An 18,475-nucleotide genomic window follows, 5' to 3' on the forward strand; every position below is an offset into this window, starting at 1 on the left:
ATTTGAAAGGGGACTTTTCTGTCATTTTTCTACTGCTTTTTAAGGTATCATCCAGGAAAACACAGTATGTTGTAAATAGGTCATAATACAAACAATTAATACAAGGAAGATACTATGTTTAATTGTGAACCGAAATAAATCCGCTTCCTTACCGGCTAGTCCAACCGCAGCACAAGCAACAGCAATCGATTGAGGTGAAATCATTTTACCGGTAACGCCGCCTGATGAATTAGCTGCAACGGCAAGGATAGGATCCATTCCAACTGAAAGTGCTGTGATTTTTTGCAGGTTTCCGAACAGTAAATTTGCTGAAGTATCGGAACCTGTAATGAATACGCCAATCCAGCCTAAAAGTGGTGAGAAGAATGGGAATAACGAGCCAGTTAAGGCTAATGTCATTCCTAATGATGTACTCATACCTGAAGCGTTCGTAACATATGCAAACGCAACTACAGCGGCAATTGTCGTAATTGGATACTTTAATTCATCAAGTGTTTCCCCGAGTGTTTTAGTCCAATCGCTCCAAGAGATTTTCACAATAAATTTGGTTACAATTGTTGCAAGTAAAATTGCTGTTCCTGCAGCCGCAAGAATTTCTAGCTTATAAAGGGCGGCAATAGGCTCTCCAGCCCCATTTAAAATCATGTTGTGTAAGCCTGGGACCTCTGGTTTAAATGTTAAAGCATGACCGATGACATTTACAAATTGTAATAGTGGATTTGTTCCTTCATATGCTCCTACTAAAGCTGTCTTAATTGTTGGGATCCCCCAAATCGAGATAAATCCAGTTAATACTAAAAATGGTGACCAAGCTTTAAAAATTTGTCCACCCGTATAATTTTGTGTAGTACTATTTTTGGTAGTAGCGGCTGTTTCGCTTTCAAAGCCAAAACGGTAGATTGACGTTGGTTTCCAAAATCTTAAAAAGATCGCTAATGCAAATAATGATACTAATGCAGAAAGAATGTCAGGTAATTCTGGACCAAGAAAGTTTGATGTCAAATATTGGGTAATCGCGAAAGTAAGACCAGAAACTAGTATAGCTGGAAGTACTTCAATTGATTTTTTAAAACCTGTCATGATTACGACTAAATAGAATGGAATAAATACTGAAAGGAACGGTAATTGCCGTCCTACCATTTTAGAAATTTCCATTGCCGGTATACCAGTCGGACCTTCAACTGCTGTGATCGGAATCCCAATTGCTCCGAATGCAACTGGTGCTGTATTAGCGAGTAAACAAATACCTGCTGCATAGAGTGGATTAAATCCAAGTCCAACAAGTAGGGCTGCTGAGATTGCAACGGGCGCTCCAAATCCAGCAGCACCTTCTAGAAATGCACCAAAGGAAAACGCGATTAAGAGTGCTTGCAGACGACGATCTTCTGTAATCGTTAATATCGAATTGCGGATAATATCAAATTGACCTGTTTTAACTGTTAATTTATAAAGGAATACGGACGTAATGATAATCCAACCAATCGGCAGGATTCCATAGACAGCACCTTGTGTGGCTGACATCACGGCCATTCCAGCTGGCATCCCATATGCTACAATAGCAATAATTAAGGCGACAAGAAGCGTTGTGAGACCAGCGATATGACCTTTCATTCTTTTTATTGCAAGTGCCCAAAAGAAATATAATATTGGGATAAGAGCTACTAATGCGGATAATACGACACTATCTCCAATAGGAGAAAAGTTTTGCGTCCATTGCATATTATTTAACACTCCCTAAATAAAAGTTGATATTTCTAGTTTTGTTCAATTAAATATTTTTATACTTTCAAAAAATAAATATGGAAAATTTAAATATAGATTGTTAAAAATAAGCTTATTTGTACAAAATTAATATAAATAACTAAATTTTATAGATTCATCCTGAAAGGAGTAAGAATATGAAGGTTTCTTTATTTGCAACTTGCTTAGTTGACCTTTTTCAAGGGGATACCGGCAAAGATACAGTAGAAGTATTGGAGAGGTTAGGATGTGAAATAGATTTTCCTGAAAAACAAACGTGCTGTGGACAGCCGGCATTTAACAGTGGCTATGTAACCGATGCTAAAGAATCGATGAAAAATATGATTGAAGCCTTTGAGCATTCGGAATATGTCGTGACGCCTGCAGGCTCATGTGGAGCAATGTTTAAAGAATATCCACATGTATTTAAAGATGATCCAATTTGGGAATCACGTGCCAAAGCGCTTGCGGATAAAACCTATGAATTTACGCAATTTATTGTTGATGTGTTGAAAGTAGAAAATGTTGGAGCAAAGCTGAAGGGACGTGCTACCTATCATACATCTTGCCATATGACTCGTTTATTGGGTGTAAAAGATTCACCAATTACGTTATTGAAAAATGTTGAAGGATTAGAGTATATTCCACTGCCAAATCGTGAGGACTGTTGCGGGTTTGGAGGAACTTTCTCAGTAAAAATGGCTGAAATTTCAGAGCAAATGGTTGATGAGAAGGTCAATCATATTGAGGAAATCGAGGTCGATTATTTAATAGGCGGGGATGCTGGTTGTTTAATCAATATCGGCGGACGCAGCGGTCGAAAAGGTAAACCTTTTAAGATTATGCATATTGCAACCGTTTTAAATAGCAGATAAAAGGTTTGAAAGGAGAATGTAAAAATGGGCATGAAAATAGGTTCATCCTCTTTAAAAGACCGTCTTCAAAAAGGGATAAATGATTCTTTTATGCGTGGTGCTGTAACTGCCGCTCAAGGTCGATTTCGATCAAGAAAACAGCATGCAGCTGATGAACTGGGGAATTGGGAGGACTGGCGTAAGCACGGCGAGGAGATTCGTCAGCATACACTAGATCATCTTGATTATTATTTAGAACAATTGAGTGAGAATGTTTCTAAGCGGGGAGGACATGTGTTTTTTGCAGAGACTGCCAAAGTTGCAACTGACTATATTGCGAATGTAGTTAAACAGAAAAATGCAAAGAAGATTATCAAAGCGAAGTCGATGGTAACAGAGGAAATTAATTTAAACCATGTTTTATTAGATATTGGTTGTGATGTAGTTGAGTCGGATTTAGGAGAATGGATTCTACAAGTAGATGATTGGGATCCACCATCCCATATTGTCACCCCCGCACTTCATAAAAATAAAGAACAAATTCGTGATGTGTTCCGAAACAAATTTGGCTATGACAAGACAGAAAAACCGGAAGAACTAGCGTTATTTGCTCGAGAAACATTACGGAAGGAGTTTTTAGCAGCTGAGGTAGGAATTACCGGTTGTAATTTTGCCATTGCAGAATCAGGAACGATTACCGTTGTGACAAATGAAGGGAATCTTCAAATGGTTACGGCGCTTCCAAAGACACAAATAACAGTTATGGGAATGGAACGAATTGTACCAACGTGGGAGGAAATGGAGATTTTAGTCGGTCTTTTAACACGTTCTGCGGTAGGTCAACGGTTAACAAGTTATATAACTGCTTTAACGGGGCCACGTGACGAAGGTGATGTAGATGGCCCGGAAGAGTTTCACCTTGTTATCGTCGATAATGGCCGTTCAAAAATTTTGGGAACCGAATTTAAGTCAATTTTACAATGTATCCGTTGTGCTGCTTGTATTAATGTTTGTCCAGTATATCGTCATGTAGGGGGACATTCTTATGGATCAATTTATCCAGGTCCAGTTGGTGCGGTATTAACGCCACTATTAGGTGGTTATGATGAATATAAAGAATTGCCTTATATGTCAACATTATGTGTAGCCTGTACAGAGGCTTGTCCTGTTAGGATTCCTTTGCATGAATTATTAATTAAGCACCGCCAGAATATTGTTGAAAAAGATGGGCGTGCCCCAGTATTTGAAAACATTACCATGAAAGCTTTTCGAATGGGTACTGCTTCCCCAACAATGTACAACATTGGGACGAAACTAGCTCCAAAAGTGCTGAAAACTTTTGTTAAAGACGACAGAATATCTGAAGGTCCTGGACCGCTTAAGCTTTGGACAGATATTCGTGATTTCCCTGCCCCTAATAAAGAGAGGTTTAGGGATTGGTTGAAAAAAAGAGAAAGGGGTGGAATAAAATAATGGAAGCAGGTACAATTCAACAACGTGAATCATTCTTAAATAATATTGCAAAGCAATTAGGACGGGAAAGAATGAGTACAGTAGTAAGACCTGACTGGAAATATAATCCACAGCTTGAGCTCTACAAAGGGGTCAATCAGGACGATTTAGTAGAGATTTTAAAAAATCAATGTAATAATATTCATACAACTTTTCGAGAAACAACTACTGTCGATTTGGAAAATGTAGTAAATGAAGTCATTACAGAATACGAAGGAAAATTAATAGTAGCGGAAAACGATTCGCGCTTTGAAGAATTTGGTTTATCTAATTATTTACACACGGAATTACCTAAGGAACATAGGAAACTTCATCTTTGGGATCCAGGTTTAGGGCAAGAAAATATAGAGTTTTCAAAAACAGCTGATGTGGGAATTGCATTTAGTGATATAACATTAGCGGAATCAGGAACTGTTGTATTGTTCAGCAGTTCTATGAGAGGACGTTCCGTAAGTTTATTGCCGATTTCTTTTATTTGTATTATCCCAAAGAGCACAATTGTTCCAAGGATGACCCAGGCGGCTAGTGCGATTCATAAGCAAATTGAAGCTGGTGATGAGGTGCCGTCATGTGTGAATTTCATAACGGGACCAAGCAACAGTGCAGATATCGAGATGGTATTAATTGTTGGTGTTCATGGGCCTGTAAAAGTAACTTATATTGTAGTTAGTGACAAATAAAATAGTGAATAAGAAAACAATTAAAGGTCAACAAATTATGAATTTTTTGTAAAAAGTCATGTTTCTACTATTAGAAACGTGGCTTTTTTCATTGAAAGATTAACAAATTTATACAATAATTGAAAAAAAGAGGTGGAAAAATGGGCCAGCAAAATAACGATTTAAACTTACAACAAAAAACTCTACAACAATTACGTGATTTAGAGGTTGCTTTAAATGCTTCTTCTATTGTTTCGATAACTGATCATACTGGAAAAATTTCTTTTGTGAATCATAACTTTTGTGAGTTATTTAAATATAATAAAACTGATTTAATAGGGAACACCCATAATGTTGTTAATTCTGGCCATCATTCAAAAGAGTTTTTTCAACAGTTGTGGCAAACACTATTAAGTGGAAAGGTTTGGCAAGGGGAAATTAAGAACAGATCAAAGGATGGTACTTATTATTGGCTTGATACTGTTATCGTACCTTTTTTAAACAGTAATAAAGTACCGTATCAATTTATTTCTATTAGAAGAGATATCACGTTAAAAAAAGAAGCAGAATTAATGGTTACCCATTTTGCTTACTATGATTCACTAACATATTTACCAAACCGAAAATTATTTGAGAAAAAAATGATGGAAACAATCGAGTCATTACCAGATCAGAAGCAGATTTTTTCGGTCTATTACTTAGACATTGACCGTTTTAAATATTTAAATGATACGTTAGGTCATGAAACAGGAGATCAATTATTAAAACAGATTGGTGATCGCTTATCTGTTACGTTTTTAAATCAAGCTTTTATCGCGCGGATGACCGGAGATGAATTTGCTCTTTTAGTAACGAATACCATTTCAGTTAAAGACCAATTAGATAAGCTTCATTCTGCTTTTTCAGAGCCGTTTATTGTTGAAAAATATGAACTACGCATCACGGCTAGTATTGGAGTTAGTACGTATCCAAATGATGGACAAGATCCGGTGACATTAATAAAAAATGCCCATATTGCTTTAAATCGAGCGAAGGAAAAAGGAAAGGGTACTTATGAGCTTTTTACTTCAAACATGGATGTATATTCGTATAAGCTTTTTACATTAGAAAATGATTTATACAAAGCGTATGAGAGAAATGAATTTATACTATATTATCAACCTCGGATTGACATTCGATCAGGTAATATTTTAGCAGCGGAGGCTTTAATACGCTGGAAGCATCCTGATTGGGGAATGGTAAGTCCCGATGAATTTATACCGATTGCTGAGGAAATCGGATTAATTATTCCGATTACCAATTGGGCTTTAAAAACAGTTTGCAAGCAAAATAAGCAGTGGCAGGATGCTGGGTTACCTAAAATACCAATATCCGTAAACATATCAACGCAGCACTTCATCCAAAGGGATTTAATTGCTACTATTCAAACAATTTTAGAAGAAACAGGTCTTGAACCTCGTTATTTAGAAATAGAAATCACTGAAAATATTTTAATCGAGAACTCTGAAATTGTAGAGGAAGTATTGAAGAGTTTGCGGGAAATGGGGATAAAGATTGCCCTTGATGATTTTGGCACGGGTTTCTGTTCATTGAGTTATTTGAAAAACTTTTCAACTGATATCGTTAAGATTGATAAATCTTTTATGAGGAACATCCCAAATCATCCAGCTGATTCGGCAATAGTAACATCAGTCATTCACTTAGCTAAAATACTTCAAAAAAAAGTTGTTGCTGAAGGTGTTGAAAAGGAGGAGCAGCTTACATTTTTATATGAGAAGCATTGTGATGAAATTCAAGGCTACTTTTATTCAAGACCAGTGGAGGCAGACGCTTTTTGCGGCTTATTAGAAAAAGGGGAATGCATAATCAATGTTGCAAAGAATACTACTAATTCTGAATATGGTAATAGGCGAAAGTATCTACGTTTACAGCTAGATTATCCATTAAGCTCTGATATGTCGATTAAAGAATTTCGAGGAAAGGAAATTGATTTAGGGCATTCGGAGATTTTAATTGAAGATATTGGGCCAGGCGGTTTGCGTTTTGCCTCGAATATAAAACTACCTGTCAACCCGGAGATTATTCTACGAATTGAAACTTTAATTTTAGGTGATATCCTTAATGTATTAGGCCATATTGTATGGGCTCATGAACTCGCTGATGGTGTTTATGAGTATGGACTTGAATTTTTACTAACTGAATCACAGCGGACTTGGCTTATTAACGCCCTTGAGCTTTATGCAGAAAAGCTTAAGGAAAACTCGTTATTACCAAATAGTAGATTTGTGACTGACGGTGTATTAGATTATTTAAAAAAAGACTAAACAGGAGTGGAAGCCCACTCCTGTTTTTAAAAGATAAGAAAGTATAATTTTGCGCTTTGGAATCCAGCTCCAGCTTATGTACTATAATCTAAATCGCCCGACAGATTGCTTTAGTTCACTCGTTAATTCGGTTAATCGTATCGAAATATCCTTAACCTTATGCACCGCAACCATTTGTTCATCAGTTGTACCGGTTACTTCCTCAACACCTGCAGTTGTTGATTGGCTAACGCTAGAAACTCGTTCGATCGAGTTGAAAATTTCGGTACTTCTTTGCGAAATCTCATCTGATGTTGCTGCAATATCCTCGATATTATTTGTGAGATCATCTATAAATTTCACGATTTTTTGGAAGCTTCGTTCACTGTCATTAACTACTGTAGCCCCTTCTTCTACCGATCTTTTACTATGTTCCATATTTAGTAATGCTTTTGTTGAATCGTTTTGGATTTCCGCAATTAATTCGGACACTTCCTCAACGGATCGGCTAGATTGTTCGGCTAGCTTTTTGACTTCCTGGGCAACAACAGCGAATCCTTTTCCGTGTTCTCCAGCTCTAGCAGCTTCTATTGAAGCATTTAATGAAAGTAAATTTGTCTGTTCAGCAATATCATGAATAAGTTTAGTAATCTCACTTATTTGTTGGAGACGAGTATCTAACGTTTTCATAATTGTACTCGACTCAACCGACTGCTTAACAATCAATTCCATATTGGTTTTCATTTTTTCCATAGCTGTTTTTCCTTCTCTTGAAACACCTTTTGTTTCCCGGGCGTGATTAGCAATTGTTGAAATACTTTCTGACATTTTTTGAATAGAATTAGCATTTTGTTCTACGTTATTTGACACGCTAAACATATCTGAACTTAGCTGTTCTGCTCCACGGGATACTTCACCCATTGCTTCATTTACAATTTTGGATACGTTATTGGTAACTTCTGCCTGTTCATTTAAAACGGTTGAACTTTCGTTTACCTCATGGGCAAGGGTGTTAATTTTGTTGACCATGTCTCGTAAGCTATCGATCGTTTTATTCACCGACATTAATAGCATACCTATTTCATCTTTTGATTTCACATTTAGCTTTCTTGACAAGTCACCATTAGCAACGGACTCCATTAATATCGACACACTGTTAATTGGATTTACAAAATAGCGAGAAATGACCCAGCTAAGAACGATTGAAATTGCTACTAAAACAATAACTACAATGATTTGAATTGTAACGAGCTTTGCGAGATTTGCTGAAGTTGCTTCATTTGCTTGTGCGATCTTAGTACTCATATTGGTTCCGATTGTTTGTGTGAACGACTTTACTTCCTCTTGTGGAATAACAGAAAAAACGGTCCAACCGGTCTTTTCGTGAACAAGAGGAAGGTAAGTAACTTGTTCAATATCTAAAAGTATTTTACCATCATCATTTATAGATTTAAAAAACGGGAGATCTTCAATATTCTTTCCTTCTTTTACGAGTGTAATGTCTTGATAACCAAGAATAGTGTTCTCTTTATCAATTAAAGTAATAGAACCAGTATTCCCAACTTTAACCTCAGAAATTTGTTCGCTTAATTTTAGAATATCCAAGTCAGCTGATATAACTCCGAAGAAATTATTATTTTGATAGACTGGTGTACTAATGGTTATATATTGATTACCTATTTCATCTTGTTGCATATTGGAAATAAAATATTGTCCATTATCTAAGTCTTTTGCTTTTTGATACCATTCATCAATTTCTTGCTTTGTTATACTTTGAGGGTATGCAGTTAGGACACCGTTATTATTAGCAATATACATAGAAGCTAAGTAGGGATTCTCATTGACATAGCTTTCAAATAAATTTCTTTGAATCGTTTGATTTGAAATGTTTTTACTAGCAGAAAGAGAGGATTCAATTGAATTAACAATACTATCTAGTTTCTCTACCATATTTTTGCCTTCAAGATGAATGAGTGTTCCGGCATAATGGTTGGAAAACCCACCAACATCTCTTTCAACATCTTTAGACAGGCCAGCTGTTAGCTCGTCAACGTTATTAGAAAAGTTACGAACTGATATATAAGTAAACAGAGAGCATACTAAAATAATAAAGATCGAGAGAATAGCGACTCCACTAATTAATTTGGTTTTTAATTTCATATTGATCCTCTCCTATTAATGCCATAATCTTTACCTTTATTTTACATGAAAAGTTGTAAAAAGAATACATTTCAAACATTCTTTATAATAATTTTTCAGTACTTTAATAGTTTCCTACAAGATTCAAGCCAAAATGATGAAAACTCCCCATTTACGAGGAGTTTTAACTATTCAATTCCAAGTTTTAGCTGGAAGCTGTTTTCAAGCGACTCTAGTAAATTAGTAACTTCGTCTGCCGCAATTGCCTCACTATAGTAATAGCCTTGAACGATTTCACAATGATGCTTTTGTAAAAACTGTAATTGCTCTATTGTTTCAACACCCTCAGCAATTACAGATATATGTAGTTCATGGGCCATCGCAATAATAGCTTTTGTTAATGCAATACTGTTCTTATTTTCCGGAATGTCATGGATAAAAGAACGATCAATTTTAATATGATCTATAGGTAGCTTTTGTAAATAGCTTAAATTTGAATGTCCTGTACCAAAATCATCAATGGAAATTTTGAAGCCTAACGATTTAAGACTATGGATCGTGTTAATAATCGCTTCAGTTTTAAAAAGACTAATATTTTCAGTGATCTCAAATTCAATTAATATAGGATCAATGTTTGATTTAGAGACAATTTCCTTTGTTTTCCTTAACAAATCAGGATTTTGAAATTGCTTTGGTGATAGATTTACTGCTATTTTGGGAATAATTACTCCAGATTGATACCAAGTTTTTACCTGGTAACAAACAGTTTCTAATACCCATTCACCGATGCTTACAATTAGATCTGATTCTTCAGCTAAAGGAATAAACTCTGTAGGTGTAATCATTCCCAAGCTTTCATGGTTCCATCTAATTAAAGCCTCTAATCCTACTACCTTATTTTCTTTAATGTCAATTTGTGGTTGATAATAAATTTTAAATTCTTTGTTCTCAATGGCCCGTATTAAATGTTTTTCTAATATTACCTTACGTTGGACATTTGATAGGAGTTTTTCTCCAAATACTTGGTACTTGAACCCTACTTCCTTTGCCGTCGTCTTGGCTAAAGTTGCTTTTTTATATAATTCATCGGCTGTCATTCCGTGATTAGGATATAAACCGATTCCAATTGTAGCTGAAAGAAAGTAATCATCACCTTTATAATGTATAGGTGATTCGATTTGTTGAATAAGGGTTTCAGCCTCTTCTTTAATAGCCTTGATCTCATAAAGAGTGGGCAAAATAATTGCGAATTCTTTTGAGTTAAGTCTACCCATTGTTAACCCGCGATAAATAGATTGTAAACGAATAGCTAGCGTATGCAATAATTCATCAACAATTTTGTGACCGTAAGTTGCATTTAATGTTTTGAGCTTCGAAATATCTACAATAAATAATGAAAATCCTTCATCATCAGACTTTCTACTTTTTATAAAATTGTTTAGCTGCTCCATAAACATATTAAACTTTGGTAACTTTGTGCTTGTATCATAATGGGTCAAAAATTCAATTTTTCCTTCAGCTTGATGTTGAAATGAAATATCTGTAAAGACCCCGATGTAATTTGTAATGACTCCATCTTTATTTCTAATTTCAGAAATACTAAGCTGTTCAGGATAAACCTGTCCATTTTTTCGTTGGTTAATAATTTCCCCTTGCCAACGTCCATAAATCTTTAGTTCCTTTTTCATGTTTGCATAAAACTCATTTGAATGTATTCCAGAACTTAATAATGATGGTTTTTTACCATAGACTTCATCCTCTCGATAGCCTGTTGTAACAGTAAATGATGGATTTACAGCAACTATTTCTTCTTTTTCGTTTGTAATTACAAGGCCCTCATGCATTTGTTCAAAAATAGATTTATAAATATTAAGCTCGTATTTTTGATCAACTAATAAGCGGATTTGCTCATGGGCACGGTATATGAATTGCAGAGCAATGAAAAACATAATCATTGTGGTAATCAATAAAAAGACCCATTCGCGATGTGTTATAATAAAAATATCAACAATGGATATTCCTAGTGCTCCGATAATAAAATATAGAGCTGTAAATATAATGGCAAATTTTAAACCGTTCTTATTTATTATAGTATTCCTTGTCTCCGACATAGTATCACAACCTTCCAATAGATGAAGGACAAGGGTATCATCTGAAAAAACTATTCCCATTATATAATAAAGCTAAACGTTTGTTTAATTTTTTATTAATAATTATTTTATCTATTTTAATAGATTGCTTCGTACTTTGATATAATTAGGAATAACAGCATAACAATGGTCAAGATTAAACAGGAGGAAAGAGAAAACATGCATAATAAATATTATAAAGGCATTGTTATTTTATTTTTAGTAGCAATACTCGCAGCATGTGGGGCTAAGATCGGGGAGATGGAAACTTATTCCACAAATGTTGACTTTCAAGGTGAAAAAGCTTTGGACGTATCGATAAGGCTTGGGGCAGGGGACCTTACAATCAATGGTGAAACTGAAAAGGTAGCAGATGTAGATTTCTCATATAATGTCGAGAAATTAAAGCCGATTGTTGATTACAGTATTGTTGAACAAGATATAGGCCAGCTAGCAATTTCACAAAGCAACATGAATGTTCCAATCGGTAATTTAAAAGGATTAGAGTATAGTGGAATAATTCACATAAATCCTACAATCCCAGTAAATATTCAAGTGAAGACAGGTGCAGGTAATAATACACTTGAACTACAACATCTTAATTTGCAAAAAGCAGAGATTATATCAGGAGTCGGACAAACAACGATAAATATGAACGGTAATTACAAGCAAAACTTTGACGCGGTAATAGAATCTGGAGTCGGACAAACTAAAATTATGGTTCCAGAAAATATTGGTGTAAAAATTATGATAGATAGTGGTATCGGCAAGGTGGATACATTTGGATTATTGACCGAGGATGATTCAACTTATGTAAACCACGCTTACGGAAAATCAAATATTACAGTAAATATGCGAATAAAAATGGGTGTCGGTGATGTGGAAATTATCGAAGGCTCAATTAAAAACTAATGTAATAACCCTTAAATAGCTATTTTTAATGGGGGATGAAGCAGGTGGATTACATAAAATTAATAAAAGATGACGAGTATCAAATTGGAGCTTTGTATAAATTTGAAGGTGAACTTATGAAAATTACTGTAAAAGATCCAGATGTCTTTCGTGCAGGGGATCAAATTTATTGTAGTTATTCAGATATTTTGTTCGATACAAAAATTTTAAAAAAAGAAGATTACCAATTATATGTACTCGTTCCACAAACGAATGAGCATTTTCCTCATGAAAAGCGCAAGCATCCAAGGATAAAGGTTGATTTAGAAGGTACGTTATTAAACTATTATAATTATAACAAGGCTGACATTAAAGTCATCGACATTAGTAGAGATGGTTTTGGTATTTTAATGAACAAGAAAGAGAAGCAAATATTTTCTGTCGGGGATGTTTGTGAGATTAAGATTGCTATTTCTGACAATCCATTTGCTGCAAATTTGCAAATTCGGAATAATGAAGTAATAGATCAAGCCATTCGTCTTGGTTGTGAGCTTCATTCGATCTCTAGCAAGGATGAATTTGAGCTTCGGAAATTTATTTTAGCAGAACAATTGAAATCAAATATGGCTTATTAATTTAAATTTGTCGAAATTTTGACAAAAAGTACTAGCTTTTCCTTTAGAAAGCCTGATAAACTAGTAATGGTATCGTTAATTTTTAATGGTTTCATGGGGGTGTAGAGAGATGGAAGAATGGTCAGTTGTATTAAATATTTCATTTTTTTCAATCGGTGTAATGTTTATGCTTTTTAGCCTTGCCGATGTAAATTCATCTTCACACAATTAAGGTCAAAAAAACCACTGCTCATTGGAACAGTGGTTTTTTTATTGATTAGGAAATTGTAAAATTAGATCCTGTGAATAAATACTATAGCACAGAGAGTAGTCGTCCAGCGCAAGCGCCCAGCGACTAGTAAACTTCACTCATCTCTTTTGCGATTAGTCAACATCGACTCGTCCCTCGACGTGTTTTGTTTATCTCAGTCGATGCGCTCTTAGTTTATACGTCGCTAAGCAGGGCGCCTATAGCTTTTGTTCTGTCGAAATGTTAGTAAAAGCAACTGTAAATTTTATTGATTTGTGCTTTTAAATCATCGAGAACGACAAATCTTGCTTGGCGCATAACCTCTTTTCCTTCGGCGAATAGTATCATAGATGGAACAGTAAAGATTGAAAAATGCCCTGCACATTCAGGAACTTCTTCTGTGTTGATTTTTCCAAAAGCGATTTCCGGGAAATCATTCATAAGTATATTTTCAACTTTAGGAAATACTGAATGACACACATTACACGCTGGATGTGAAAAATATAGGAACGTTAGTGGCTGTTCGTTTGTAAAAGTAATAATTTCTTCAAGCGAATGTAATTCCTGCATCGTAACCAAACTCCTCTCTAATAATTATTTTAATAATCTTTTCCATGAAATTAAACAAAAATGTTTATATCAACGTGATAAGGTATGCTTTACTATTTTTGATAGTAAACACAACAAATTTATTAAAGTTTCTTACATGAAAGCGCATTAAAAACTGTCATAAATTTGAAAGATGTTTTTAACCAAATATTAAAAATAGTTCGATACAATTTAGTTAAAGTGAATAACTAAAAACAGAATATAGAAAATAAAGGGAGTAGAAGAAAGTGAATGAAATACTAGAGGTAGGCCAAAAGGTAAAGACAAATGATCTTTATTTCTCGCGCTACCACCAAGAAATTGTTGGAGAGATTGTTAAAATCGAAAGAGATAAGATTTGGGTAAAAAACCAATACAATACAATTTCTATTATTGATCAAATGTGCATAGAAAATGAAGCTATATATTTAGTAACTAAGGGCGGCTAATACTTACTGGTCGCCCTTTCTTATTTTTGTGATAAATTTTTTGTGATAAATTATAATAGCGAAAATTATCGAAATATTTTGGGAAAAAAATGCGTTAACAAACAAGGATTATTTTTTATTTGTCGAAATAATAATATATCCTTATTTTGTAAAAAAAATTGAAAGGAGAAAAATTATGATTATTAAGAAGAAAAAAGATGCTAAGGAATTTTTACAAAACTTCCTTACTGTTGCGAATTTCGATGACGTAAATAAGAAATATTATTTTGTTTTTGAAGATAAAATAAGGGGTGGCCAGTATACTTTAATGAAAAAAGATGAGCAATGGTCCACTCATGGTAAGGGTGAAGATTATTGCGAAATTGGCGAAACAATATATACGGATATTGATGAGCTTGTTAATTTCTTATGGCTGCATCGTGCGAGAATTAATCAAGTTCTCAAAGAGAATGTAGACGAAATGGTTATGATATAAAATTATTTTTTCTAAAGGGAGAGGCTTTAATTCCAATAAGGTTTCTCCCTTACTTATTTAACATATAAAGCCGTGAGATAGGCGCTGTTAATAACAGCGCCTATTTCAATGAATTTAATATTGAGAATAGCTCCTCAAGTTTTTGAATTTCATAGTCTGGAGCAATTTCCTTAAGCTTTTCCTTATTATGACGATTAATCCATACTGATTTAATACCGCAACGGTTTGCACCTAAAATATCTGTCAATAAATTATCCCCTATCATTAATACCTCATCCTTTGATAGGTTCATGATTTGTAGCGCATGAAGGAAGATCAGAGGATCGGGTTTCCCACGACCCACATCACCTGAAATAACAATTTGATCAAAATAAGGAACTAATTCAGGAGTAATCGTTAACTTTGTTTTTTGTAGATCAGGTGATCCGTTTGTTAATAGAAGAAGTTGATAATTACCCTTTAATTTATCCAATACTTGAAATGTGTCTTCATAAACAAATGGTTTATTTCGACGCATTGCCGGAAATAGCTCTGCAAGTTCGAATCCAAATTCAGGATCATCTATACCTAATGCAGCAAGACCTTTTGTCCATGCATCTTTACGATAGGTTGGTACGATTCTACTCATTTTTTGGAAATTTTCTTCCTCATCCAAAAAATTTCCCCATAAACCTTCAAATGGATTTATTCCGATCATTTGCGTAAAGGGGTATGTTTCATATGAACTGTATAGCTCGCGCGCTTCTTTACGAACAGCCTCTTCAAGAGCGCCTGGATCAACATTATATTTTTCCTGCGCTCTGTTGCAAGTTGCAACAAAAGCTTCTTTCACACTTTTTTGATCCCACAAAAGTGTGTCATCCAAATCAAAAAATATTGCCTTTACCATTCTTTTTACTCCTCTACACCTTTTTTAAAATTTTCCTCTGACTTGTGTGCTTTCTATTTCTATCATGCCATTTTATTTTAAATTTTCAAGAAAATCATTTAATATTCTTGCAGTTAATCCCCAAATTACTTTATCTTTATAAAAATAAAAATATTCTTTTTGACTACGTACACGCCAGTTATAGTTTTTTCCGCCTGGTATTAGATGAAAAGGAAAGTTATCAGCCGGAGTAGCTGTGAAATTTATATTATATATTTCGGGTTCAGATGTAATAAGGTCCGAAAGGGGAACACTAAATATTTGATCAACCTCTGCAGGATTTGGAGAGATTTCCGTAAGCTCTTTGTTAATCCAACCCACATACGGATAAATTATCATTTCGTATGGTTTAACCAAGAAATCTAGAGGACCTACAAGCGTAATTTCATCATTTTTTAACCTTAACTCTTCACATGTTTCTCTAATCGCAGCGGTATCACTTTTTTCGTTTTGATCAATTCGACCACCCGGGAAACAAATTTCACCTGGCTGCCGTCTTAGCTGATATGACCTTGTTTCAAAAAGAATGTGAGTATGTTCGTTTACCTTTATTAATGGAATAAAAATAGAAAATGAGTGACAAGTCTCATTACCTAAAACATGTGGTGTTTTATTTGTTATACGTAAAAGTTTGTTTAAATAATCTTTGTCCATAATACTCCTCTTTAAAAATTCTTTCTCATTCCTTTATTTCTTTCGTATTACAAATTATTTTACCATAGGAGGAAGATGGTGGTGATTTTCAATATAAAAACATTAACGATATTTATCGGATTAATTTTTGCGTTTATTTTGTTAAGTAATGGATTAGATAGTGAAGTAGTTCATTCGTTTGATACTTTTATTGCTTCGCGAGTTGAAGTTTATTCATCAGATCCAATGACTAAATTAATGATTGTAGTAACGTATATAGGTTCATATAGAGTGGAGTATTCAGTGTTATTTCTTTCGGTCGTATTATTTTTATTTCGTAAAAAAAACTTTTTAATTCCAATAATGCTTACAAGTAACCTAATTGGAGTTCGTTTTTTTAATAAACTATTGAAGGAACTATTTGAAAGACAACGCCCACCTAGTGAGCAAATACTTTATGCTGGTGGGTATAGTTTTCCGAGCGGACATGCCATGATTTCAATTGCGTTTTATGGATTTATTGCCTATATAATAGTAAAACAATACAACCACCAAGTAAAACAAAGCTCTGTTTACGCATTTTTTATTGGCCTATTAATATTTTTTATCGGGATTAGCCGTATTTATCTTCGAGTTCATTATCCTACGGATGTAATCGCGGGATTTTTAGCAGGTGGTGCATGGTTGCTATTTTGTATAGTTTGTTTTAATTATTTTTCTAAATTAACAAAAGAACTTCGTAAAAAAATGGAAACATAACCAGCCATCTACTAATGAGGTGAGTAAACTTCCAATGTTAAACTTTTCACAAATAGAAATAGTAGGTGATCGAATATGAAAGTTGGAAGGATACTCTTTATTATATTAGGAATAATGGTATTAGTATTAGCTCCAAATATAATACATACGAAAGCAAACTCTAATCTACAAATATTTTTAAATGAAGAGCAAATTCATTTTCAAGAGCACCTCTTTGTTGAAAATGGAAGGACATACGTTCCTGTCCGTTTTGTTGGGGAACACCTTGGCGCGGCTGTTGAATGGAATAATAAAGACCGTACAATTACTGTTAAAACACAAATAAGTGATGTAATAATATTTCATTTGGATTCAGAAATTATTTCTTTAAACGATACAAACTATACAATGGACGTAATTCCATTAAATCGTTATGAACGGGTATACTTACCAATTAGACATATATCAGAATTATTACATGTAAAGATAAAATGGGATGAACATAAGATTCATTTGAAGTCAGTACCTTTATATGAGGTTCAAGCTGGAGATAGCTTGAAATCAATTAGTGAAAATTTTAACACTACGGTTGAATTAATAAAGAAAAGAAACAGTTTACAATCGGATATTGTTACGATTGGAACTAAACTTAAAACAATTATTCCTGTAGTAATGGATAATCAAGAAGATACTGAATTATTAGCAAAAATTATTGAAGCAGAATCTGGAAGTGAACCTTTTATAGGACAAATAGCAATCGGTAATGTTATTGTTAACCGTGTTCGTGATCAGCGTTTTCCAAATTCTGTTGAAGGGGTTATTAAACAAGAAGGGCAGTTTACACCTGTAATAACTGGCGTTTTTTCTAGTATTATCCCAAGTGAAACTGCAAGAAATGCAGCAGAAAAGGCTTTGCAAGGTGAAAAACCTGCTGGTGAAGCATTATACTTTTTTAATCCTGCTTCTACAACAAATCCTTTTTTATTAGGAAGGGAAGTTATCATTGACATAGGTAATCATCGGTTTACGAAATAGAATCCAAATTTACCCAATAATGGTTACAATATTATGAAGGTAAGTTTCATTTCTCTGCAAGATTGTGGGTATATTAATTCATGTAAACGAAAACAATTTTGTTGGAGGGATTATTATGAAAAAAACATTGCTTTTCGTTTCAACTGCTGCTCTTTCCATGTCTTTACTTGTAGGATGTAACACGGATGGAAATGGGAATAATCTGAATCCTACAGGAGTTAATTATAACAATGATAGACTGAACACAGAAAATGTTCGTTATAATAACGGTAATGGCATGTACCGTGGTGATGATATGCTAGATCCTGGGAATGTCCGCTATGACATGGATAACAGGTACCATAATAACCGCGGTAATAATGGTGATGCTGATCTTTTAGATGTCGATTATGATAATGCAGAACCGGATCCTGGTGCTGAACCAAACGAACGTAATCGCGGCTTATTTAATGGCAACAATAATGGTAACTTAAATGGAAATGGTGCAATGAATGGCGCTGGGGGCGGAATGGGAACCGGCGTTGGCACACGTTAGTAT

17 protein-coding genes are annotated in these 18,475 nt (G+C 34.4%); 11 read left to right on the plus strand and 6 right to left on the minus strand.

What is annotated here, in order from left to right:
- Positions 1–39: 39 nt before the first annotated feature.
- Positions 40–1,719, minus strand: coding sequence for an L-lactate permease (locus tag D612_RS0100365; protein WP_017753478.1), 1,680 nt, complete (start codon positions 1,717–1,719; stop codon positions 40–42).
- Between the two features lie 179 nt (positions 1,720–1,898).
- On the opposite strand from D612_RS0100365, the gene D612_RS0100370 reads away from it, so the two are divergent.
- The 4 genes from D612_RS0100370 to D612_RS17620 all read left to right on the plus strand — a co-directional run bounded on the left by D612_RS0100370 (position 1,899) and on the right by D612_RS17620 (position 7,089).
- Positions 1,899–2,615: a (Fe-S)-binding protein gene (locus tag D612_RS0100370; RefSeq protein ID WP_017753479.1), complete on the plus strand. Its 717-nt coding sequence runs from the start codon at positions 1,899–1,901 to the stop codon at positions 2,613–2,615.
- A gap of 24 nt (positions 2,616–2,639) precedes the next feature.
- Positions 2,640–4,067 (plus strand): LutB/LldF family L-lactate oxidation iron-sulfur protein, encoded by a 1,428-nt coding sequence (locus D612_RS0100375; protein ID WP_017753480.1) that lies wholly within the window; start codon positions 2,640–2,642, stop codon positions 4,065–4,067.
- On the plus strand, positions 4,067–4,786 hold the full coding sequence (locus D612_RS0100380; RefSeq protein WP_017753481.1) for a LutC/YkgG family protein: 720 nt from the start codon (positions 4,067–4,069) through the stop codon (positions 4,784–4,786). The genes D612_RS0100375 and D612_RS0100380 overlap by 1 nt, the downstream gene beginning before the upstream one ends.
- A gap of 140 nt (positions 4,787–4,926) precedes the next feature.
- Positions 4,927–7,089 (plus strand): EAL domain-containing protein, encoded by a 2,163-nt coding sequence (locus tag D612_RS17620; RefSeq protein ID WP_017753482.1) that lies wholly within the window; start codon positions 4,927–4,929, stop codon positions 7,087–7,089.
- An 81-nt stretch (positions 7,090–7,170) separates the two neighbouring features.
- On the opposite strand, the gene D612_RS0100390 is transcribed toward D612_RS17620, so the two are convergent.
- Positions 7,171–9,228 (minus strand): methyl-accepting chemotaxis protein, encoded by a 2,058-nt coding sequence (locus D612_RS0100390; RefSeq protein ID WP_017753483.1) that lies wholly within the window; start codon positions 9,226–9,228, stop codon positions 7,171–7,173.
- Between the two features lie 167 nt (positions 9,229–9,395).
- Entirely contained in the window at positions 9,396–11,318 is a 1,923-nt protein-coding gene (locus D612_RS0100395; RefSeq protein ID WP_017753484.1) for a putative bifunctional diguanylate cyclase/phosphodiesterase, read from the minus strand.
- Between the two features lie 198 nt (positions 11,319–11,516).
- On the opposite strand from D612_RS0100395, the gene D612_RS0100400 reads away from it, so the two are divergent.
- Positions 11,517–12,248 (plus strand): LiaF domain-containing protein, encoded by a 732-nt coding sequence (locus D612_RS0100400; RefSeq protein ID WP_017753485.1) that lies wholly within the window; start codon positions 11,517–11,519, stop codon positions 12,246–12,248.
- Between the two features lie 44 nt (positions 12,249–12,292).
- Complete coding sequence (locus D612_RS0100405; protein ID WP_017753486.1) at positions 12,293–12,862, plus strand: PilZ domain-containing protein; 570 nt, start codon at positions 12,293–12,295, stop codon at positions 12,860–12,862.
- 472 nt (positions 12,863–13,334) lie between these two features.
- Here D612_RS0100405 and D612_RS0100415 read toward each other — a convergent pair whose 3' ends face one another.
- The gene (locus D612_RS0100415; protein ID WP_017753488.1) at positions 13,335–13,661 is read right to left on the minus strand and encodes a thioredoxin family protein; all 327 of its coding nucleotides are present in this window, start codon (positions 13,659–13,661) and stop codon (positions 13,335–13,337) included.
- Between the two features lie 266 nt (positions 13,662–13,927).
- On the opposite strand from D612_RS0100415, the gene D612_RS0100420 reads away from it, so the two are divergent.
- Both D612_RS0100420 and D612_RS0100425 read left to right on the plus strand, forming a co-directional pair.
- Positions 13,928–14,128, plus strand: coding sequence for a hypothetical protein (locus D612_RS0100420; RefSeq protein ID WP_017753489.1), 201 nt, complete (start codon positions 13,928–13,930; stop codon positions 14,126–14,128).
- 175 nt (positions 14,129–14,303) lie between these two features.
- The gene (locus D612_RS0100425; RefSeq protein WP_017753490.1) at positions 14,304–14,603 is read left to right on the plus strand and encodes a hypothetical protein; all 300 of its coding nucleotides are present in this window, start codon (positions 14,304–14,306) and stop codon (positions 14,601–14,603) included.
- A gap of 100 nt (positions 14,604–14,703) precedes the next feature.
- Here D612_RS0100425 and D612_RS0100430 read toward each other — a convergent pair whose 3' ends face one another.
- Both D612_RS0100430 and D612_RS0100435 read right to left on the minus strand, forming a co-directional pair.
- The gene (locus tag D612_RS0100430; RefSeq protein WP_017753491.1) at positions 14,704–15,492 is read right to left on the minus strand and encodes an HAD family hydrolase; all 789 of its coding nucleotides are present in this window, start codon (positions 15,490–15,492) and stop codon (positions 14,704–14,706) included.
- A gap of 72 nt (positions 15,493–15,564) precedes the next feature.
- Positions 15,565–16,185, minus strand: coding sequence for an NUDIX hydrolase (locus D612_RS0100435; RefSeq protein WP_017753492.1), 621 nt, complete (start codon positions 16,183–16,185; stop codon positions 15,565–15,567).
- Between the two features lie 81 nt (positions 16,186–16,266).
- Between D612_RS0100435 and D612_RS0100440 the strand changes: the two genes are divergently transcribed.
- From D612_RS0100440 to D612_RS0100450, 3 genes are all read left to right on the plus strand, one after another.
- Entirely contained in the window at positions 16,267–16,923 is a 657-nt protein-coding gene (locus tag D612_RS0100440) for a phosphatase PAP2 family protein (RefSeq protein ID WP_161603217.1), read from the plus strand.
- A gap of 75 nt (positions 16,924–16,998) precedes the next feature.
- Positions 16,999–17,937 carry a cell wall hydrolase gene (locus D612_RS0100445; protein ID WP_017753494.1) on the plus strand — a complete coding sequence of 313 codons (939 nt, stop codon included), beginning with the start codon at positions 16,999–17,001 and terminating at the stop codon, positions 17,935–17,937.
- 115 nt (positions 17,938–18,052) lie between these two features.
- On the plus strand, positions 18,053–18,472 hold the full coding sequence (locus D612_RS0100450; RefSeq protein ID WP_017753495.1) for a hypothetical protein: 420 nt from the start codon (positions 18,053–18,055) through the stop codon (positions 18,470–18,472).
- Positions 18,473–18,475: the final 3 nt, after the last annotated feature.

It is taken from the genome of Calidifontibacillus oryziterrae, assembly GCF_000331575.1.
GTDB classification, from domain to species: Bacteria; Bacillota; Bacilli; order Bacillales; family Bacillaceae_J; genus Calidifontibacillus_A; species Calidifontibacillus_A oryziterrae.